Genomic DNA, 20,553 nt, shown 5'->3' with positions numbered 1-20,553 from the left:
GGTTGCCGGCAGAAAAACGGCGCCTGCAAGGGCGCCGCTATATCGTTGATTGCAGATCGCTCAGGCGTTGCCGAAGACGCGGCGGAAGATCGTATCGACATGTTTGGTGTGGTACCCGAGATCAAACTTCTCCCGAATATCCTCCTCCGACAGCGCGGCGCGAACCTCGGCATCGGCAAGCAGCTCTTCCAGAAAATCCTTGCCCTGTTCCCAGACCTTCATCGCGTTACGCTGCACCAGGCGGTAGGCGTCCTCGCGGGAGGTTCCGGCCTGGGTCAGTGCCAGCAGGACGCGCTGGGAGTGGACGAGGCCGCGGAACTTGTTGAGGTTCTTTTCCATGTTCTCGGGATAGACGAGCAGCTTTTCGATGACGCCAGCGAGACGCGAGAGGGCGAAATCGAGCGTCACGGTGGCATCGGGGCCGATCATGCGTTCGACCGAGGAATGGGAGATATCGCGCTCGTGCCAGAGGGCGACGTTTTCCATGGCCGGCATGGCGTAGGAGCGGACCATGCGGGCAAGGCCGGTCAGGTTTTCGGTCAGCACCGGGTTGCGCTTGTGCGGCATGGCCGAAGAGCCCTTCTGGCCGGGCGAGAAATATTCCTCGGCTTCCAGCACTTCGGTGCGCTGCAGGTGGCGGATCTCGGTCGCCAGCCGCTCGATCGACGAGGCGACGACGCCAAGCGTGGCGAAATACATGGCGTGGCGGTCACGCGGGATCACCTGCGTCGAGACCGGCTCGGCCTTCAGGCCAAGGGCTCTAGCGACGTGTTCCTCGACGCGCGGATCGATATTGGCGAAGGTGCCGACGGCGCCCGATATGGCGCAGGTCGCGACTTCCTCGCGGGCGGCGACGAGGCGCTGGCGGCAGCGCTCGAATTCGGCATAGGCGAGCGCCAGCTTGACGCCGAAGGTGGTCGGCTCGGCATGGATGCCGTGCGACCGGCCGATGGTGACGGTGTCCTTATGTTCGAAGGCGCGGGTTTTCAGTGCCTCGAGCAGGCGGTCGAGATCGGCGATGAGGATGTCGGTGGCGCGGACCAATTGCACGTTGAAGCAGGTGTCGAGCACGTCGGACGAGGTCATGCCCTGGTGGACGAAGCGCGCATCCGGGCCGACGATCTCAGCGAGATGGGTGAGGAAGGCGATGACGTCATGTTTGGTGACGGCCTCGATCTCATCGATACGGTCGACGTCGAAGGTGGCGGCGCCGCCTTTCTCCCAGATCGTCTTTGCCGCCGATTTCGGGATGACGCCGAGTTCGGCCAGCGCGTCGCAGGCATGAGCCTCGATCTCGAACCAGATGCGGAACTTGGTTTCGGGAGACCAGATGGCGACCATTTCGGGCCGGGAATAACGCGGGATCATGGGCGGCTGCCTTCATTTCAAGAGGTTTGAGCATCTAAGACGCAATTTCGGACGCAAAACCGCTGGGCACTTTTGCTGAAATTGCTTTAGGCCCCTGTAGCAAAGACGGGCGGCAATCTCAACGCATGCGTTTGGCAAGATGATAGCTGCTTGCGACAAGACAGACGAGGCCAAGCGGCAGGAAGAGGCGCAGGCCAATCACCAGGAACTGGTAGACGGCGCTGATACTGGTGAAGACGAACTGGAAAGCCCAGACGATACTGCCGAAGGGGGCGTGCCAGCGCGAATAGAACATCCGGTATTCCATGGCGAAGAGGAAAGCGGTCATCAGGATCGTGGCCGCCGTCAGCGTCACGAAAAAAGCGGCAAAACGCGCTTCCGGCGGCCTGTCAAAGGCGAGGAAGCGGGCGACCGGCAGGGCGAACGGCCAGGCGAACAGGCCGCCGGCGAAATAGAGTGCGGCGATCTCGGCGAGGCGGCTCGTCTGCAGGCCATTGCGCAAGTAAAGGCCGAGCATGGCGGCGGCAAGCATCTGCATGCCCCAAAGCAACGCGCCGGCGATCAGATCGGGGTAGGGCGGTCGTGCAGCTCTTAGACGATCCATCCTGGGGCGATCCGTCCTCGGGCTATCCATGCTCAGGGATGAACCGGAACGGCGATCCAGCGTCCGTTCCTGTCGGCATCGAAGGCGAGGACGAGGGCGATGTGAACCTGGTTTCCGCCTTCCGGCTGATAGACCACGGCGCCGCCGATCCGGTATTCGACCGAACATACACGCTCGGCCGGAACTGCGGTGGCCTGGCGCGCCGCCTGCCGGTTCGGAGCGCCTTCCTTCTCAATCATCTGCAGGCTGAAACCGATAACGCGCTTGTCGACCGCCGTGCAGTCCTTTGGCGTCGGCACCGGCATCTCACCGAGCGAGAGCGTATAAGGCGATTTCGGCGGGCCGTCGGTTGCAAGCGTCGTGTAGCGGATCGTCTTCGAAGGGGAGCCGAGTTCGGTCGGCGGATTGAAGGCGGCGATCAGGCCGGGATTGGTCAGGAGATCGTATTTGTCCATCTGGCTGCGCGCCGCCGTCAGGTTCTGCCGCCGCGCCTTGGAGAGATTGGCGTCCTTGTCGGTCAGTTCGGTATGGAAGGGCGTGCCCTCGAGATAGTGGCCGTTTTCGGTATCGATGAAATAAGTGTTGGAGTAGGGAAGGTTGCCGCTCTCCTCGATGCCGAACTCCTGAAATCCGAAGACCTTGCCGTCGGCGGAAAAACCGATTGGCTGGATATTGGCGATGTCGCCGGCAAGTGACAGGCCGGGCAGGCCGGCAAATGCGGCAGCAAGCATGCCACCAATGATCAGACGTTTCTTCATGCTCGTGCCCCTTCAGCTGCCTGACGCAGATCGGCGACAGTCCGGCGGTAATCCTCGACCGTATCGCCCTTGAAAATTGCCGAGCCGGCGACGAGGACGTTGCCGCCCGCCCGCGCGATATCAGGCGCCGTTTCCACGGTGACGCCGCCATCGACCTCGAGCTCGATCGGCCGATCACCGATCAGTGACTTTGCCGCCGCGATCTTCTTCGCCATCGCCGGAATGAATTTCTGTCCGCCGAAACCGGGATTGACCGACATGATCAGGATGAGATCGACATCGTCGAGCACGTTCTCGATGGCGCTGAGCGGTGTCGCCGGATTGATCGTCACCCCGACCTTCTTGCCGAGATTGCGGACGGTCTGCAGCGAGCGGTGCAGATGCGGTCCGGCTTCGGCATGGACGGTGATCCGATCGCAGCCGGCCTTGGCGAAGGCTTCGAGATAGTCGTCGACCGGGGAGATCATCAGGTGGCAGTCGAAGGTGGCTGATGTATAGGAGCGGAGCGACTTGATGACATCGGGGCCGAAGGAGATGTTCGGCACGAAATGCCCGTCCATCACGTCGAGATGAATCCAGTCGGCGCCGGCGGCCGTCACGTCGCGCACCTCCTCGCCGAGCCTAGCGAAATCCGCTGCGAGGATCGAGGGGGCAATGCGAATGGGCAGCGTCATCAAATCTTACTCCGTATGGGCCGCCATTTGAGCGCGGGGCCTGAATTCAAGGCTGGCGCGCCGCCGCTCATTGCGTCGGCGCGGCAGGTGGAAAAAAGCCGTTGCCCCGCCATTCGAGCAGGCGGTAGGGGTTTTGCGAAAGTTCATGCGCGCCGGTGAAGCCGACGGCGCCGATCGGCGTCTGGAATGTCGTGCCGACAAGCGTCTCTTGCAGAGGTTTGCCCGCTGCGGCGGCGGCTTCTCCCGCCTGGCCGGCAATGAGGGCGGCGGCCAGCGACGGCAGGACATAACCTTCCGGCTCGATGCCTTTGGCGCGTAGCGCATCGGCTGCAACTGTGCCTTCCGGCAGAAGGGCGTATTCGGGCAGGGCGACGGCGCGCACGCCATCTGCGAGCGGCAGCGGCTGATTGGCGGCGCGCATGGCATCGCCGCCGAGGATGGACAGCTGGATGTTCTCGGCCTTGGCGTCGCGGGCGATGACGGCGATATCGTTGCGGTCGCCGCCGATGAAGACCCTGGTGGCGCCGGCTCGTTTCAGGCGGCGAACGAGGGCGATCTGCTGCTCCTGTCCCGGCCGATAGGTATCGGTAAAGACCGGCTTCAGGCCGTTCTGCTCCAGCGCGTTGCGCACCGCTTCCGTCAGTTCGCGGCCATGAATGGTGCCGTCCTCGATCAGGGCGATCGGATCGGCGGCCCAGTCTTTCAGGATCACCTCGATGACCCTTGCCGCCTCGGCGCCGTCGGCGGGCGCCGCCCGGAAGAGCGGCCAGCCGTTCTTCAGCGCATCCTCCATCAGGATGCGGGAGCGCACGGAGACGGTGATCGCCGGAATATTGGCGTCCTTCAGTTTCGGCAGCGCGCCTTCCAGCGTCTCGCTGCAGAGAAAGCCGACCGCGACCTGCACCTTGGCATTGACAAGCGCATCGGCGACCGCGGCACCACTATTGTCCTCGCAGGTCTCGTTGATGGCGACGAGGGTATTTCCGGACTGTTGGATCTCGAAACCGGCGCCGGCGGCAATCTGGGCGCCGAGCAGAGAGAGGGGGCCGTTTTGAGGGGCGACGACACCGATCGTCACGCCGGCCGCATGGCTTTCAGCCGCCGCTCCCAGCAGCGCCAGAAAAGCTGCTATGCCACGCAGGTTGATCATGAAAGGCGGAGATCCCTAGCCATCGTCCTTGCCCTTTTATCCGCAAGGCCGCGATCGTCAAAGAAAAACAAGCGCAACACAGCGCTTTTCACCGGTCCTATTGTAGAAAAGGTAACCGATGCTCGCCATATTGGCGCGATAACAAGTCGATCCAGACAGAATAAGCCTACGGGAGAAGCAGGTGTTGAACAGGCAGCATATCGACCCCGGCCTTTATCGCGATGCCATGAGCCGCTATGCCGGCCATGTGCAGCTCGTGACGACGGCGATGGGCGAGCTGCGCCGCGGCGTCACCATCACCGCCGCCTGCTCGGTCTCGGACAATCCGGCCTCGGTGCTGATCTGCCTCAACAACACCAATCCGAAGAACGAGATCTTCTTCCGTAGCGGCATCTTCGTGCTCAACACGCTTGGCGCTCATCACCAGGCCGTTGCCGACGCTTTCTCCGGGCGCACCGCGCTTACCAATGACGACCGCTTCGCCAGCGCCCGTTTCGACACACTCGTCACCGGCGCGCCGGTTCTCTTCGATGCGCTCGCCGCCTTCGATTGCCGGGTGACCGACATCAAGGAAATGCCGACGCACAATGTCGTCTTCGGCGAGGTCGCGGCTGTCCGCTTCAGCGAAAAACACCCGGCGCTCATCTATATGGACCGGGATTATCACGCGCTGTGATGTGAGCGGCGACAGGATTTCAAGGGAATAAGAGCATGGACAATGCCGGCATCGAGGAAATGTTTCAGGGGCTCGGCCCCGTCACGGTCAAGCGCATGTTCGGCGGCAAGGGCATCTATCATCTCGGGCGCATCATCGCGCTCGAAGTGCGCGACGAGATGCTGCTGAAAGCCGACGAGACAAGCGCTCCGGAGTTTGCCGCTGCCGGCGCCACGCAATGGACCTATGAGGGCAAAAAGGGCAAGCCGGTAAAAATGCCCTACTGGTCGATCCCCGACGAGGCCTACGACGATCCCGATCTGATGGCGAAATGGGTGCGGCTTGCCTATGAGGCGTCGCTTCGCGCCGAATGACTAGCCGCGTTCGGCAGTCGGCAAGGCTGCTATGGCAGCCTTGGTGAAGGCCGACAGTGGCTCGGGCAGATCCGTCAGGGGAAACCAGCCGAAATCCGAGAGCTTGTCCGGTTCGGTCAGTTGAGGCTCGCCCTCGACATCGCGGGCGAGATAGAGAATTGAGATCCAGTGTTGGCGGTCGGCATCGATGATCTGTTCGGTCATGCCGATTCGCTCGATGCGGCCGATCGTCAGGCCGGTTTCCTCCTCGGCCTCACGACGCGCGGCTTCCTCAGCCGGCTCCATGTGATCGACCTTGCCGCCGACGATATTCCAATAGCCGGCTTCAGGTGGACGCATGCGTTTGTAAAGAAGGATCCTGGCGTCGCGCAGAATCACAAGGCCGACGCCGAAGCCCGGAAAATCGAGACCGGGCTTACCCATGGCAATGCTCAGACCTTGGCGCTGCCGGCGATCAGCATGAAGGCGGGAATGTCGTCGCCGAAGCCGACCGGAGTTGGGCCGTCGTCGTGATCGCGATGACGGCGGCGGTCGCGGCTGTCGTCGTTTGCCGGGTAGGGCCGACTGTTGCGCGCATTGTTCTGCGGCTTCTGCTCTGCTTTGCGCTCGTTCTTCACGATGTCGGCCTTTACTGGTGCTGCTTCGATCACGTCGACGCCATTATCCTGTATGTCGTTATCAGATTTATGACTCGCGGCGGCGCGATTGCCGCGTCCGCGTCCACGATCCTTGTCGCCATTCTCTCTCGGCGCACGATCTCGGCCTGCACCGTCTCTGGCGCCACGCTCGCGGCTATTGCGGCGCGGGCGTTCGCTGTCCCGGCTGTCTTCTGCCGGCGGCGGCAGCGACGTCAGGTCACCGCTCAGCCATTCGACCTTTTCCCCGATCAGCTTCTCGATGGCATCGATGAACTTAGTGTCGCGCTTAGTGACGAGAGTGAAGGCGGCACCCGAGCGGCCGGCACGGCCGGTGCGGCCGATGCGGTGGACGTAATCCTCGGAATGGATCGGTACGTCGAAATTGAAGACGTGGCTGACATCAGGGATATCGAGGCCGCGGGCGGCGACGTCGGAAGCGACCAGAAGCTGGAGATTGCCGTCACGGAAGCTCTGCAGCGTCATCGTGCGGGAGCGCTGGTCCATGTCACCATGCAGGGCGCCGACCGAGAAGCCGTGACGCTCGAGCGACCGGAAGAGATCGGCGACATCCTTCTTGCGGTTGCAGAAGACGATGGCGTTCTTGAGTTCGGTCTGGGCGCGGACGAGTTCGCGCAAAACGGCGCGCTTTTCGTAATCCTTGCCGTGCGAAGCGACGAAACGCTGCGTCACGGTCGCTGCGGCGGAAGCCGGCTTTGCAACCTCGATACGTTCGGGATTCTGCAGGAAGCGGTCGGCGAGCTTCTGGATCTCCGACGGCATGGTTGCCGAGAAGAACAGCGTCTGGCGGGTGAACGGGATCATCTTGGCGATGCGTTCGATATCCGGGATGAAACCCATGTCGAGCATGCGGTCGGCCTCGTCGATGACGAGGATCTCGACGCCGCTCATCAGGAGCTTGCCACGCTCGAAATGGTCGAGAAGGCGGCCGGGGGTGCAGATCAGCACGTCGGCGCCGCGTTCGAGCTTGCGGTCCTGGTCCTCGAAGGAAACGCCGCCGATCAGAAGGGCGACGTTAAGGCGGTGGTTCTTGCCGTATTTCTCGAAATTCTCGGCGACCTGGGCGGCGAGTTCGCGCGTCGGCTCGAGAATCAGTGTGCGGGGCATGCGCGCACGCGCACGGCCCTTTTCGAGAAGCGACAGCATTGGCAGCACGAAGGATGCCGTCTTGCCAGTGCCGGTCTGCGCGATGCCGCAAATATCGCGGCGCTCAAGCGCAAACGGGATGGCTCCCGCCTGAATGGGCGTGGGGATCGTGTAGCCCGCATCCGTAACAGCGGATAGCACTTTTTGGCTCAAGCCAAGGTCAGCAAATGTCGTCAAAGGGAAAACTGTTTCCATTCCGTTCGGCCGAGCTCTGAACGAGTCGGCGGGATTGCATGCCGCAATGCAGCGCGACATAGCCCCGAATGGCCGGCAAGTCAAGAAATAGAGACGCCGCACCCATTGCAGAGTGAAGCGTTGGTTACCGGGCAGGAGTTACTTGATATAGGTGGCGAGTTTAAGGCCAGCATTCATGAAATATACTGGATCGACGGCATGGCCATCCTGGCGCACTTCATAATGCAGGTGCGTGCCCGTCGAGCGGCCGGTGCTGCCGGCAAGGCCGATGACGTCGTTGCGGTCGACGGTGTCGCCGACCTTGACCAGAACCTCCGACATATGCCCGTAACGCGTCGAGATGCCGTTGCCATGATCGACCTCGACCATGTTGCCGTAGCCGCCGGTCCAGCCGGCCGAAACCACCTTGCCGGGCGCCGCCGGGCGGATCCTTTCGCCCGGCGAAAAGCGAAAGTCGATGCCGGAATGGAGCGCGAGGCGGCCGAGGAAGGGATCACGGCGATTGCCGAAGGGGCTGGTCACTTCCTTGCCGATAGCGGGATTGCGGAAGGGCAGGGATTCGGCAGTGCTGCGCACGGCTTCGAGCCGGGTCAGCGCACCGTCGAGCGCTGCCAGCGAATTGTTGAAGCCGTCGTTGCTTTCTGGCTCGATATAGGGGCCGCCGACGGAATCGTCATCGTCTTTCCTGGCAGCGGTCTCGGGCATCGGAATCTTGAAGCGGGTCAGCACGGTCTCGATGGCGTTGGCGGCATTGCCGGCATCGCTCGTCAACTGTTCGACACGGCTGCGCTGATCCTGTTCGACATCTTTAAGGGACAGCGTCACCTTGGAGAAGATGCGGTCGGCGCGGTCGCCGACCGTGTCAGTGGCCGGCACATAGGCAAGCGTCGAATTGTCGGGCGTCGCATCGGCGGGCGCGCCGCTCGCCAGCTGTTTCTCGATCGCCTCGATGCCGCCACGGTTAAGCGAAGCGCGCTTATCCTTGACATCGGGTGCATAGGACTGAACGGGCGAAGACGGCGTAGGCGGGGCGCCGTCCTTTTCCGTCAGGCCGGAGCTTTCGGCCCGGTCGAGCAGATTGTCGAGTTTGCCATGGCGCGAGGTCAGCGCCATCTGCTGCTCCATCAGCTTGTCGACCTTGTCTTCCACCACCTGCTGGTCGAGAAGCTGGCGGGAGGTGATGCGGTCGACCTGCGCGCGAAGGGCGGCGATGCGGTCTTCATAATCGTGCTGCATGCGGGCCTGGCGGGCCATCGTGGCGCCGATCAGGTCGTCGCGCAGCACCAGATAGGACGTGGCGAGGAGATAGCCGATCGAGAAGACGCCGACGAAGCAGAAGGCAAGTGCTGCCATCCATGGCCGGACCGTCATATGGCGGACCTTGTCGCCGCTTGCGAGGATGAGGATATGTTCCTGCGCCCGCCTGCCGAATACCCGGTGCTGATGTCCGCTGTTCACGCAGGCTCTCCCGATTGATGCTCTACGCCTCTTTCGGAAATTAGACACCGTTATGGTTAATGAATGCTTTCGCTGTCGTCGTCACATCATAAATTTCAGTGACTTCAAGCGTAGCTGATCGATGCGAGCGAGCGGTAGAAAGACGGCGTCAGTCCGGCTTCGGCGCGGGCAAGGTCATTGAAGGGCGGCTTCAGCGGTCCGCGGAAATTGGCGCGCACCAACTCCTGGAAGGCCTTTGCCGGGTCGCGCTTCTCGCGGGCGCAGAGGAAGCGGAACCATTTGGCGCCGACGGCGACATGGCCTTTCTCGTCATTGTAGATAACGTCGAGCACCGCTGCACTTTCGAGATCGCCTGTCTGGCGCATCTTCGCCTGCAGCGACGGCGTGACGTCGAGGCCGCGGGCTTCCAGAATCAGCGGCACGACGGCGAGCCTTGCCGTCAGATCGTTGCGCGTCGAATGGGCGGCCTGCCAGAGCCCGTCATGTGCGGGCAGATCGCCATAATCGGCGCCGAGATCGTTGAGCCTGGCGCGCACCATGCGGAAATGTTTCGCCTCCTCGAAGGCGACCAGCATCCAGCCGTCGAAAAAGGAATTCGGCACCTGCTCGGTCGCGAATCGCGCGACGATATCGAGCGCCAGATCGACGGCGTTGAGCTCGATATGGGCGATGGCATGGAGCAGAGCGATCCGCCCTTTGAGCGTATGCAGCGAGCGCTTCTCCACCTGGGTCGGCGGCGTCAACACGGGTTTCTCAGGACGGCCGGGTCTGTCGGGCAGGGCCGCATCGAGCGGCGAGCGCAGCGACACCCGGCGGGCGAACCAGCGGGTAGCGCTTTCCTGCGCAAGTGCCGTCTTGCGGTCGAGATCGGCGGAAGAGATCGCATCGATGGCACCGCCGCGCAGCGAGCTTATCGTGAGATCCCCGGTCACGCCGCCAGGTTCCTGACGGCCTCGAGCACGGTTTCGGCATGGCCCTGCACCTTCACCTTCTGCCAGATGGTGGCGATCGTGCCGTCCTGGCGGATCAGGAAAGTGGTACGCTCGACGCCCATGAAGTTGCGGCCGTACATGCTCTTTTCCTTCCAGACGCCGTAGGCCTGCAGCGTCGTCTTTTCCTCGTCCGAGGCAAGCGCCACCGAAAGACGGTGCTTCTTGATGAACTTGTCATGGCAGGCGGCCGAATCGGGCGACATGCCGATGACGGCAGCACCCGCCGCTTCGAACTCGGCTGCTAGCGCGGTGAAAGCTAGTGATTCGGCGGTGCAGCCCGTCGTGTCGTCCTTAGGATAGAAGAACAATACGAGCGGCTTGCCGTGGAATTCGGCCAGCGAAACGCGGCCGCCGCCGTCGCGGGGAAGGTTGAAATCAGGGGCCGTGGCGCCGATGCCGGGAACCGCCATTGGGAAAACCTTTCTTTTGCCGGGTTTGTGGATGACACTTTCTCTCCCCGAATTATATAGTGGACGGATACCCGTCCAGCATGGCCGGGTTCAATTCTTCACTAAAGGGAGAGCCCGAGGGCGCATGTCAGCCATCCGCGGCGAAAAGGTCACGTTTCGCAAGAAGGATATCGTTGCGCTGGACCGCTTGCCGTCCGCCCAGGCCGAGGATCCGATCATCGTCCATTGCCCGCCGCCGCGTTCGTCGATGCGACGCACGGCGAAGCTGACCTCAGGATTTCTGGGACTGATCCTCCTTATTCTCGCTGCCATCATTTTCACCGTCGAGAGCGGCATGTTCGACAAGCCGCTGTCGCAACAGGCGCAGGCGGCGCTGAATGGGGTAGCCGGACCGCGTTATCGCGCTGAGGTCGGCTCCACCGTCATCCGCTTCACCTCGGATTTCCGGCTGGCGCTCGAAGCGCGCAACGTCAACATGATCGACCAGGAGAGCGGCCAGCACCTGTCGACGACGGGTTCGGTGCGCCTGGGGCTCGATCCGCTGCAGCTTTTCCGCGGCCGCATCGCCGTCGCGGACATCGAAGCGGAGGATATCGCGCTCGATACCGCGCTTCTGCCCTCCGGCAATGCCGTCAAGCTCGACGATCTGCGCATCGACGCCATGCCTGCGGCGATGGAGAAGATCTTCTCGCAGTTCGACATGTTCGACAGCATCGTGACCCGCGGCTCGACCAATTCTGTGCGCATCTCCGGCATCGACATCAAGCTTGCCGATACCGCCAACGGCCCGCTGTCGCTCGTCATCGACAATCTCGTCTTTGCCCATGCAGGCCCGTCCTCGCTGCAATTGACCGGCGAAGTCGCGCTGAACGGCGAAGTGGCGGAGCTCGACGTGCTGGCCGAGAAGGAAGACGGCCACGTGTCGAAGGTTGTGGCGACACTCAAGCATGCCGACCTCACCCCTTTTGCGCTGAAACGCAACGATCAGGGCGTGATCCGGCAAGGACTCAGTGCCTTTGCCGATCTGACAGTGTCGGCCACCCGAGCGCGTGATGGCGTGCAGCCGGCGCTTACGGCGACGATCGACATCGATCCCGGCCAGATCTATGCGGACGGCGATCCGCAGGAACTGTCGGGCGGGCAAATCAACCTCGTCTACGATTTCTCCAAGCAGACACTCGAGATCGCCCGGTCGAACGCCCGGTTCGGCGCGACCACGCTTCCCATCAACGGCGCGCTGATCGATCTCGACAAGCTCGACCCGCAGGCCGGCAAAGGCTTCGGCATCGACCTGCTCGTCAGTGGCGGCACGGCAGCCCCCGGCGGCTCCGGCGAGCAGCCACTCTCCTTCGACATCCAGGCGACCGGGCGCTACATGGTAGCCGGCCGCGAATTCCAGTTTCCCAACATGACCGTTTCCAGCCCGCTCGGCGCGCTCTACGGTTCACTTGATATCAAGCTCGGCGACAAATCGCCGGAAATCAGCTTTGCCGGCCAGTCGGCGCAGCTGCAGACGACGGCGATCAGGCAGCTCTGGCCGTTCTGGATGGCGCCCAAGGTGCGCACCTGGGTGCATGGCAATCTCTTTGGCGGCACCGTCACCGACGCCACCATATCCGTCTTCATTCCCTTCGGCAGGCTGGACGAGGCAGCCGGCGGCAAGGGATTGAAGCTCGACGCCAACCAGATCCGCATCGGCTTCGACATTGCGGAGGCGCGGATGAACGTCGCCGGCGACATTCCGCCGATCCGCGACACGTCGGCACATTTCGACCTGACCGGTCCGGTGGCGACGATCGCGATCAAGAGCGGTACCTCCTATTTCCCCTCCGGCCGGGCGGTCGACCTCGGGCAGGGGACGTTCATCCTGCCCGCCACCTACGATAAACCGCTGATGGCCGATATCGATCTCGCGGTCTCCGGAGCGGCGGACGCCGTCGGCGAGCTTCTGACCTACCGGCCGATCCGGGTGCTGCAGCGCGCCGGCTTTACGCCCGACGATCTCAAGGGTCGGATCGAGGCTAATGTGAAGGCGCATTTCGGCCTGCTCTCCTCGCAAAACCCGCCGCCGGCCGAATGGACGGCGGCAATGAAGCTCACCGATATCGATCTTGCCAAGCCGTTTTCCGGCCGGATGATCAGCAATCTCGACGGCACGCTGAACGGCAATCCGAAGCGGATCACGCTCGACGCCAAGGCCCAGATCGACGGCGTCCCGGCCGATATCGAACTTACCGAACCGGTCGAGGCAGCCGATGCAGCGGCCAGGCAGCGGGTGATCACCGCGACGCTTTCCGAGGACCAGCGCAACAAGCTAATACCCGGCCTTTCCGGCATCGTCGGCGGCAGCGTGAAGATGGTGCTGACGCGAATCGACGACGATCGGCAGGATGTCCAGCTCGACCTTACCAAGTCGCTGCTGGAACTCCCTTGGATCGGCTGGTCGAAGGGCAGCGGCATTGCCGCCACCGCCGAATTCGAAACATCAGGCCCGGCCGACAATACTCAGATCAAGAACTTCCGGCTGAAGGGCGATGGTTTCGGCGCCAACGGATCGCTGAACATCGGCAAGGGCGGGCTGATCTCGGCGGATTTCGACAGCGTCAAGCTCTCGTCGCTCGACGATTTCGCCCTGTCGGTGAAGCGCAGCAAAGGCAATTTCGACGTCTCGGTCTCCGGCGACAGCGCCGATGCGCGGCCGGTCATTGCGCGGTTGAAAGCGGGCTCGGACGGCGATGGTGACGGTGATGGCGGCAACACCGGCGTATCGGTGCGCGCCAGACTGAAAAACGTCATCGGCTTCAACGACGAGAAGGTCGGCAATTTTCAGGCGCAAATATCACTGCGCGGCGACAAGCTGCAGGCACTCAATTTTTCCGCCGTTACCGACAGCGGCGAGGCCGTGGTCAGCCAGATGAAGGACGGTGGCGTCATCAACATCACCAGCGGCGATGCCGGCGCGGTATCGCGTTTCGCCGATCTCTACCAGCACATGCAGGGCGGCCTGCTCAATCTGGCGATCCGACTTTCGGCGGAGGGCGGCTGGGACGGCTCGCTCGACGTGCGCCGCTTCGCGATCGTCAACGAACAACGCCTGCGCTCGATCGTCTCGACACCGGTCGGAAATGAGCAGCGCAGTCTCAACGAAGCGGTCAAGCGCGACATCGATACTTCGTCGCAGCGCTTCCAGCGCGGCTTTGCCCGCGTCGTCTCGCGCAATGGCATGGTCGGCATCGAGAACGGCGTGCTGCGCGGCGACCAGATCGGCGCAACCTTCCAGGGCATCGTGCGCGACCGCAAGGGCAACATGGACATGACCGGCACCTTCATGCCGGCCTACGGCCTCAACCGCCTCTTCGCCGAATTGCCATTGATCGGCGTCATCCTCGGCAATGGCAGCGACCGCGGTTTGATCGGCATTACCTTCAAGCTGACAGGCAAGTTCGACCAGCCGAACCTGCAGATCAATCCGCTGTCGATCATCGCGCCTGGTGTTTTCCGGCAGATTTTTGAGTTTCAGTGAGGGGAAGCGGTCACGGCAGAGGCCGTGCCGAGAAGTACTTAAATCTCCGTCCGCCTGAGGAGATAGTCGAGGCCGCCGACGCGATACCAGCGATAGCCGTATGCATCGAGCATGACGGTATGAAATCCTTTCTCGTCTGCCTTGCTGCTCGCGCCATCGGCGATATCGATCAATTGTCGGCCGTCTTCGCCTCTATCGGGATCAAAGGTCACTTCCGTCGGCTGCGCATGCAGATTGTGCAGGATCAACACGGAATTGCCACGCCAGTCATAACGAAGCGCCAGCACGCCGTCATTCCCGGTGTCGATCACGGAGAAGTCGCCCCAGCCGATTTCAGGGGCCTCCTTGCGCATCCGGATCATCCGCTCGGTCCAGTTCAGCAACGAATTGGGATCGCGCCGCTGTTCGGCAACATTCACATGCTGGAAACCGTAGGGACCATCCTTGATGACCGGCAAGATGGGCTTTTTGCTTTTGGTGAATCCGCCTTCCGGCTCCGTCGACCATTGCATCGGCGTGCGTGCGCAATTGCGTTCCGGCAGGCCTAGATCGTCGCCCATGCCGATTTCGTCGCCGTAGCGGATGACGGGCGTTCCAGGCAACGAAAACAACAGGCTGTAGGCCATTTCGATCCTGCGGTGGTCGCCGCCGAGCATCGGCGCCAGGCGGCGGCGAATGCCCCTGTCGTAAAGCTGCATGTCCTTTTCAGCTCCGAAGGCCGCAAATACCGCGCCGCGTTGCTTTTCCGTCAGCCGGCCGAGATCCAGTTCATCGTGGTTGCGGAGGAAGAGGCCCCATTGGGCGGTCGCCGGGCGCGGTTTCGTGGCCTCCATGGCCTTCTTGAGCGGCCGCGTATCGGCGCTGGCGAGAGCGTAAAACAGCGCCTGATTGACCTGAAAATTGAACATCATCTGCATGCGGTCGCCATCATCGCCGAAATATTCGAAATTGTCCTTCGGCAGGATATTGGCCTCAGCCAGTATGATGGAATCGCCCAGGCGCCACTGCAGGAATTCGCGAAACTTCCTCAGCATATCGAACTGTTCGATAGGCTTGGTAACGTCGGCGCCTTTCGTTGCGATGATGAACGGGGCGGCATCCATCCTGAAGCCGGAGACGCCGAGCTGGATCCAGAAGCCCATGATCTTGAGGATTTCCGCCTGCACCTCGGGGTTCGACGTATTGAGATCGGGCTGATGATCGTAGAAGCGGTGAAAATAATAGGCCTTCGCCTTGTCGTCATAGGTCCAGGTCGTCTTCTGGACGCCGGGGAAGACCATGCCCTGATCGGCATTATCAGGCTTCTTCTCCGACCAGACATACCAGTCGCGATAGCGCGAGCGCGGATCGCTCCTGGCGTCCTGGAACCAGGGATGGTCCTTGGATGTGTGATTGATCACCAGATCGATCAGCACCCGGATACCGCGCTGCTTGGCGCCATGGGCGAATTCGACGAAATCGCCGAGCGAGCCATAGCGCGGGTCGACATTGTAATAATCGGAGACGTCGTAACCGTCGTCGCGACCGGGCGACGCCTGAAACGGCATGAGCCAGATCGCCGTCACGCCGAGGCCGGAGAGATAATCGAGGCGCCGCATCAAGCCCTGAAAATCGCCGACGCCGTCACCGTTCGCATCCATGAAGGTCTCGACGGAGAGGCAGTAGATGACAGCGTTCTTATACCAGAGGTCGTTGATCATGCCGGGGCTCCAATCCAATCTGGTCGCAAATCCCGGGGGGCGGAAAAGGTTCCGATAAAGCATTCGCTATGAGGGTCGCTAAGCTTCGCAGTAGAAAATGCGCGGGCTCCTCCTCGACAAAACCGATCCCAAGCCAGGCTGACAAATCCGGCAGTGATGCTTTGCCTATTTTAGGAAAATCTGATGTACTATAGTGTCCCGGCCAGGAAGCAACGGCCGGTGCAATGTCGGAGGATGCGATGCGGTGCGCCCGGACAGTTTCTTTTGCATCGGCCGCCATAATGGCCGTCACGATTGCCGACGTGTCGCTTTCTGCGGAAAAGAGCGTGCGACTGAAATCGGAAGAGGCGGTCGTTCGTTCCGACCACGTCCTGATGGTTCCTCTGGGCGCGATGATGACCCCGCCGATCTTCTCGATCAGCTGGTGGTCGCGGGTGAAACCCGCTTCTAGCATCGATCCGCCGGGCTATCTTCTTAAGACACCAGACGAGATGACAAAGAATACCGGCGGGGAGCTGAATGATCTTGCTCCCCAACCCGAATAGTGAGGCAAAGAAAAGCCGGCCCGGGCGCCGGCTTCGATATTCGGAATTGAAGATCCTTACGCCGCGCGGCGGATCAGGATGTGCTTCTTCTTGCCGAGTGAGAGCTTGATGACGCCGTCGGCGGTGATTTCGCCGCTGCCGATCATCTTGCGTTCGTCGCTGACCGCCTCGTCGTTGATGCGGACTGCGCCGCCCTGGACGTGACGGCGGGCCTCGCCGTTCGACGAGGCAAGGCCGGCACGAACGATCAGCGACAGCAGGCCGATGCCAGCGTCGAGCTCGGAGGCGGGCACATCGACCGACGGCAGGTTTTCCGAGAGACCACCTTCCTCGAAGGTCTTGCGTGCCGTTTCGGCAGCCTGTTCAGCGGCTTGGCGGCCGTGCAGGATTGCCGTCACCTCGGTTGCAAGGATCTTCTTGACCTCGTTGATCTCCGAGCCGCCGAGTGCGGAGAGACGGGCGATTTCATCCATCGGCAGCGTTGTGTAGAGCTTCAGGAATCGCGAGACGTCTGCATCCTCGGTGTTGCGCCAGTACTGCCAGAAATCATAGGCCGAGAGCATGTCGGCGTTCAGCCAGACAGCGCCGGTCGCCGACTTGCCCATCTTGGCCCCGGACGACGTCGTCAGCAGCGGCGATGTCAGCGCATAGAGTTGCTTTGTCCCCATGCGGTGACCCAGATCGATACCGTTGACGATATTGCCCCACTGGTCCGAACCGCCCATCTGCAGGCGGCAATCATAGCGCTTGGCAAGCTCGACGAAGTCGTAGGCCTGGAGGATCATGTAGTTGAATTCCAGGAAGGACAGCGACTGTTCGCGGTCGAGACGCGTCTTCACGCTGTCGAAGGACAGCATGCGGTTGACCGAGAAGTGCTTGCCGACATCGCGCAGGAATTCGAGATAGTTAAGCGAGCGCAGCCATTCGGCGTTGTTGATCATCAGCGCTTCCTTGGGACCGTCGCCGTAGTTCAGGTAATTGGAGAAGACGCGTTTGATCGACGCGATATTGCCTTCGATCGTATCCACGGTCATGAGCTGGCGCGCCTCCTCCTTGAAGGAGGGATCGCCGACCATGCCGGTGCCGCCGCCCATTAGCGAGATGGCGCGATGACCGGTCTTCTGCATCCAGTGCAGCATCATGATCTGGATCAGCGAGCCGGCGTGCAGGCTGGGCGCCGTCGGATCGAAGCCGATATAGGCCGTCACGGTTTCCTTGGCGAACAGGTCGTCGAGGCCGCTTTCATCGGAAATCTGATGAATGAAGCCGCGCTCTTTCAGCGTGCGGAGGAAATCGGACTTGAACTCGGACATAGGTTTCGTCTCTTGGTGTCTGCTCCGCACCCCATGGGGGCTTGGTGCAAGTTCGTTGTTGTTGATCTGTCGCGGCGCGTTTAGCACTGTTTTTATAAAAGTGCATCCGGGAATCGCATGGGAGGCAAGCCTCATGGATGTCATCAGGACCGCGATCGGGCTGATGAGCGGCACGTCGATGGACGGAATCGACGTGGCGTTGATCAGGACCGACGGCCGCGGCTTCATCGAGCGCGGGCCGTTCATGGGCGTGCCCTATGACGCGGATTTTCGCGAGCAGCTCAAGCGGGCGCTTGAACTGTCGCGTCCACTCAGTGAGAGAAGCCAGCGACCGGCTGAGTTGCGCGATATCGAGCTTGAACTGACGTTGCGGCATGCAATTGCCGTTACGGCATTCATGCAGCGTTTCGAGCTTTCTGCCGATGCGGTCGATATCCTCGGCTTCCATGGCCAGACGGTGCTTCATCGCCCTGATGAGGGATTGACGATCCAGATCGGCGACGGCGGGGAGCTGGCGCGCCGAACCGGCATATCTGTGGTCTACGACATGCGCGCCAACGACATGGTTCATGGCGGGCAGGGCGCACCGCTGGTGCCGGCCTATCACGCAGCACTTGCAGGAAAATTCCAGCAGGCGGGACAGGCAGTGTGCTTCGTCAATATCGGCGGCATCTCCAATCTGACCTTTATCGGCACGGACGGCCGGATATCGGCCTTCGACAGCGGTCCGGGCAATACGCTGATCGACCAGTGGGTGGAGATGCAGACCGGCAAAACTTATGACCCTGGCGGCGAGATCGGTGGGCGCGGCAAGGTCGTGGCCGCTCTCGCGGAACGTTATCTGCAAAGCCCGTTCTTCCGCGGCAATGTTCGTCGTTCCCTCGATCGCGGCGATTTTGCACCGCTTCGGCCGGAGGAGGCGGGTCTTGAAGACGGCGCCCGGACGCTGGCGCACGTCGCCGCCGCCTCGATCATCAAATCCGCCGGTTTCCTGCCCGAGACCCCAGCGCTCTATATCATCTGCGGCGGCGGGCGGCTGAACGCCACTCTGATGGCAGAGTTCTCAGTCATGGCCGAAAGGCTGGGCTCGAGGGTGTTGACGGCCGAGGAGGCGGGCTTCGACGGCGACGCGATGGAAGCCGAGGCCTGGGCCTATCTCGCCGTCCGCTCGCTGGACGGGCTGCCGCTGACATTTCCCGGCACGACGGGGGTCGCGGCTCCCGTCAGCGGCGGGGTGCTGGCAACGCCATGACAGAGAAAAGGGTCATACTGAAGACGCCACGGCTTATCTTCGTCATGTGGGACGAAGGTGATGCGACCCTGGTGCAACAGCTGCATTCAACGATGGCGACGACCCAATATCTGTCCGGCAACATGCCGTGGAGCCTCCAAAAGGCTGAGGAACGGCTGCGCGGCTGGTTCGAGGAACAGGCGCGCGACGGCACGACCAAATACAAGCTCCTCGCCGAGGACGGTCGATTTGTCGGCCGTGCGGGGATTTCGAAGTTCAGGAACGAGCAATTCGAACTCGGCTATTCCCTGCGCGAGGAGGCGTGGGGCAAGGGCCTGGCAACAGAAGCGGCGAGCGCGCTTGCCGACTGGTTCTTCGAAAGGGAGCTTGCATCGGGCTTCATCTCCTTCACGCATCCCGAAAACACCGCTTCGCAGCGCGTCCTCAGAAAGATCGGCATGCGCGAACGCGCGCCGATTCTGGTCGATGGAGTGCTGGATACCGCCTTTGAACTCACCGCCGAGATGCGGCCGGCAAAGTCCTAGCTCTTTACGGCGACCGGCCGAACATTGGGTTCACGCCCAGCCTGATTGCCATCCTCGACGCCCCTGACCTGGGCGATGAACGAGAATTTCTTGCGAAGGCCGAGGATCGGCTTCTCGATGAAATGCCAGGACAGCACCGCAACGGCGAGAGCCGATGGCAGGCCGACGAGATAGAGCGCCAGCGCACCATATTTCGGATAGAGGAAAACCGACGGGAACGAGCTGATCCAGATCTGCAAAAACGGGTCGTGATAGAGATAAACGCCGTAGGAATAGTCGCCTTTCCTGAAAAAGGCCGGGATGGGCACCTCGGACAGGCCGACGAAGACGGTGATGTAGACAAGAGAGGTGATGACCAAAGGCCGGTTGAGCACCGACTCCGTCGCCCGGCTGTCGAGGGTGAGGATGGCGACGATGCAAACCAGGCAGGCGGCGCCGAATATCCAGCGGGAATGCGGAATGACTGCCCTGAACTGAAAGGCGACGATGCCCATCATGAAGGCCGTTATCAGCTGGGAGCCGCGGCTCATGAACAGGAAGCGAGCGATCGGCTTGATCGAGCCTGGCAACAGATAAGGCATCTTCTGCACGATAAGGCCGATGACGATGTAGGCGATCGTGACCGCCAGCAGCTTGTAGCGCGTCTTGACGATGGCGGTGATCATCAGGAACGACATGATGATGTAGCAGAAGATTTCCCAGGGAACCGTCCAGAGAGCGCCGTTGACACGCTGGCTCGGATTATCCTGGAAGACGCCCGGCAGCTCGTAATGGATCCAGCCGACGATATTCAGGAAGTATTTGAAAAACCGCTGATCGGTAAAATATTCGGAGTGGTAAACGACCGTGATGATCGGCCCGATGATCAGCGAACAAACGACGATATCGACGGCAAGGGCCGGGACGATGCGCAAGCCCCGGTTGATCAGAAAATTCCGCAGGCTCAGGCGCTGGGCGCTGCCGGCGATCAGGAATCCGCTCAAAGCGAAGAACATTGGAACAAGAGCGTATTCAGTGAACCAGAATACTGACCCCCTGATGAAGTCATTGTTGTCGGTTAACAAAAAGGAATGGGTCAATACGATGGAAAAGGCGAGCCCTATTCGAAGGAAATCGAACCCCGGACCAATTCCCCTATACTTATCCAGGACTTCCCCGAACGACTTGGTCATTGCGGACCTCGCTTTATTAGGATCGCGAGGACCCTACCGCACTGCAACATGGATTGCAACACGGTAGGTGATCTGTTCCGGCAC

19 protein-coding genes are annotated in these 20,553 nt (G+C 61.6%); 6 read left to right on the top strand and 13 right to left on the bottom strand.

Annotated elements, in window-relative coordinates; translation table 11 throughout:
• Positions 1-60 precede the first annotated feature (60 nt).
• The 5 genes from purB to G9X68_RS12350 form a co-directional block, all read right to left on the bottom strand.
• Positions 61-1,368 (bottom strand): adenylosuccinate lyase, encoded by a 1,308-nt coding sequence (gene purB / locus G9X68_RS12370; protein WP_171602591.1) that lies wholly within the window; start codon positions 1,366-1,368, stop codon positions 61-63.
• Positions 1,369-1,486: 118 nt separating this feature from the next.
• The gene (locus G9X68_RS12365) at positions 1,487-1,972 is read right to left on the bottom strand and encodes a hypothetical protein (RefSeq protein ID WP_171602590.1); all 486 of its coding nucleotides are present in this window, start codon (positions 1,970-1,972) and stop codon (positions 1,487-1,489) included.
• A 32-nt stretch (positions 1,973-2,004) separates the two neighbouring features.
• Positions 2,005-2,730 carry a DUF2259 domain-containing protein gene (locus G9X68_RS12360; protein WP_171602589.1) on the bottom strand — a complete coding sequence of 242 codons (726 nt, stop codon included), beginning with the start codon at positions 2,728-2,730 and terminating at the stop codon, positions 2,005-2,007.
• A complete protein-coding gene (gene rpe, locus G9X68_RS12355; RefSeq protein ID WP_064247082.1) occupies positions 2,727-3,404 on the bottom strand; it encodes a ribulose-phosphate 3-epimerase in 678 nt (225 codons plus the stop codon). Before rpe ends, G9X68_RS12360 begins: the two co-directional genes overlap by 4 nt.
• A 67-nt stretch (positions 3,405-3,471) precedes the next feature.
• Complete coding sequence (locus G9X68_RS12350; RefSeq protein WP_171602588.1) at positions 3,472-4,554, bottom strand: ABC transporter substrate-binding protein; 1,083 nt, start codon at positions 4,552-4,554, stop codon at positions 3,472-3,474.
• Between the two features lie 181 nt (positions 4,555-4,735).
• On the opposite strand from G9X68_RS12350, the gene G9X68_RS12345 reads away from it, so the two are divergent.
• Both G9X68_RS12345 and G9X68_RS12340 read left to right on the top strand, forming a co-directional pair.
• Positions 4,736-5,230 carry a flavin reductase gene (locus tag G9X68_RS12345; RefSeq protein WP_171602587.1) on the top strand — a complete coding sequence of 165 codons (495 nt, stop codon included), beginning with the start codon at positions 4,736-4,738 and terminating at the stop codon, positions 5,228-5,230.
• 35 nt (positions 5,231-5,265) lie between these two features.
• Positions 5,266-5,583, top strand: a complete 318-nt coding sequence (locus G9X68_RS12340) for a TfoX/Sxy family protein (protein ID WP_003540033.1) — start codon at positions 5,266-5,268, stop codon at positions 5,581-5,583.
• Here G9X68_RS12340 and G9X68_RS12335 read toward each other — a convergent pair whose 3' ends face one another.
• From G9X68_RS12335 to G9X68_RS12315, 5 genes are all read right to left on the bottom strand, one after another.
• Positions 5,584-6,006, bottom strand: a complete 423-nt coding sequence (locus tag G9X68_RS12335) for an NUDIX domain-containing protein (RefSeq protein WP_171602586.1) — start codon at positions 6,004-6,006, stop codon at positions 5,584-5,586. It lies immediately after the preceding gene.
• 8 nt (positions 6,007-6,014) lie between these two features.
• Positions 6,015-7,580, bottom strand: a complete 1,566-nt coding sequence (locus G9X68_RS12330) for a DEAD/DEAH box helicase (protein WP_171602585.1) — start codon at positions 7,578-7,580, stop codon at positions 6,015-6,017.
• A 138-nt stretch (positions 7,581-7,718) separates the two neighbouring features.
• The gene (locus tag G9X68_RS12325) at positions 7,719-9,038 is read right to left on the bottom strand and encodes a peptidoglycan DD-metalloendopeptidase family protein (RefSeq protein WP_171602584.1); all 1,320 of its coding nucleotides are present in this window, start codon (positions 9,036-9,038) and stop codon (positions 7,719-7,721) included.
• A gap of 104 nt (positions 9,039-9,142) precedes the next feature.
• A complete protein-coding gene (locus tag G9X68_RS12320; protein WP_171602583.1) occupies positions 9,143-9,970 on the bottom strand; it encodes a DUF455 family protein in 828 nt (275 codons plus the stop codon).
• Positions 9,967-10,440: a peroxiredoxin gene (locus G9X68_RS12315; protein ID WP_171602582.1), complete on the bottom strand. Its 474-nt coding sequence runs from the start codon at positions 10,438-10,440 to the stop codon at positions 9,967-9,969. Before G9X68_RS12315 ends, G9X68_RS12320 begins: the two co-directional genes overlap by 4 nt.
• 124 nt (positions 10,441-10,564) lie before the next feature.
• Here G9X68_RS12315 and G9X68_RS12310 point away from each other — a divergent pair, with 124 nt between their 5' ends.
• The gene (locus G9X68_RS12310) at positions 10,565-13,963 is read left to right on the top strand and encodes a YhdP family protein (protein ID WP_171602581.1); all 3,399 of its coding nucleotides are present in this window, start codon (positions 10,565-10,567) and stop codon (positions 13,961-13,963) included.
• 38 nt (positions 13,964-14,001) lie between these two features.
• Here G9X68_RS12310 and G9X68_RS12305 read toward each other — a convergent pair whose 3' ends face one another.
• Positions 14,002-15,663: an alpha-amylase family protein gene (locus tag G9X68_RS12305; RefSeq protein ID WP_171602580.1), complete on the bottom strand. Its 1,662-nt coding sequence runs from the start codon at positions 15,661-15,663 to the stop codon at positions 14,002-14,004.
• Positions 15,664-15,887: 224 nt separating this feature from the next.
• Here G9X68_RS12305 and G9X68_RS12300 point away from each other — a divergent pair, with 224 nt between their 5' ends.
• On the top strand, positions 15,888-16,208 hold the full coding sequence (locus G9X68_RS12300; RefSeq protein ID WP_171602579.1) for a hypothetical protein: 321 nt from the start codon (positions 15,888-15,890) through the stop codon (positions 16,206-16,208).
• Positions 16,209-16,264: 56 nt separating this feature from the next.
• On the opposite strand, the gene tyrS is transcribed toward G9X68_RS12300, so the two are convergent.
• Entirely contained in the window at positions 16,265-17,521 is a 1,257-nt protein-coding gene (gene tyrS / locus G9X68_RS12295) for a tyrosine--tRNA ligase (protein WP_171602578.1), read from the bottom strand.
• A 133-nt stretch (positions 17,522-17,654) separates the two neighbouring features.
• On the opposite strand from tyrS, the gene G9X68_RS12290 reads away from it, so the two are divergent.
• Together G9X68_RS12290 and G9X68_RS12285 are read left to right on the top strand one after the other, a co-directional pair.
• The gene (locus G9X68_RS12290) at positions 17,655-18,773 is read left to right on the top strand and encodes an anhydro-N-acetylmuramic acid kinase (protein WP_171602577.1); all 1,119 of its coding nucleotides are present in this window, start codon (positions 17,655-17,657) and stop codon (positions 18,771-18,773) included.
• Complete coding sequence (locus tag G9X68_RS12285; protein ID WP_171602576.1) at positions 18,770-19,297, top strand: GNAT family N-acetyltransferase; 528 nt, start codon at positions 18,770-18,772, stop codon at positions 19,295-19,297. The genes G9X68_RS12290 and G9X68_RS12285 overlap by 4 nt, the downstream gene beginning before the upstream one ends.
• Here the strand turns inward: G9X68_RS12285 and G9X68_RS12280 are convergent.
• Positions 19,294-20,469: an acyltransferase family protein gene (locus tag G9X68_RS12280; RefSeq protein ID WP_168317041.1), complete on the bottom strand. Its 1,176-nt coding sequence runs from the start codon at positions 20,467-20,469 to the stop codon at positions 19,294-19,296. The two genes, G9X68_RS12285 and G9X68_RS12280, sit on opposite strands and share 4 nt — an antisense overlap.
• Positions 20,470-20,553 lie beyond the last annotated feature (84 nt).

The organism is Rhizobium changzhiense (assembly GCF_013087625.1).
Taxonomy (GTDB): Bacteria; Pseudomonadota; Alphaproteobacteria; order Rhizobiales; family Rhizobiaceae; genus Rhizobium; species Rhizobium sophorae.
This window is presented reverse-complemented; position numbering and strand designations above follow the sequence as displayed.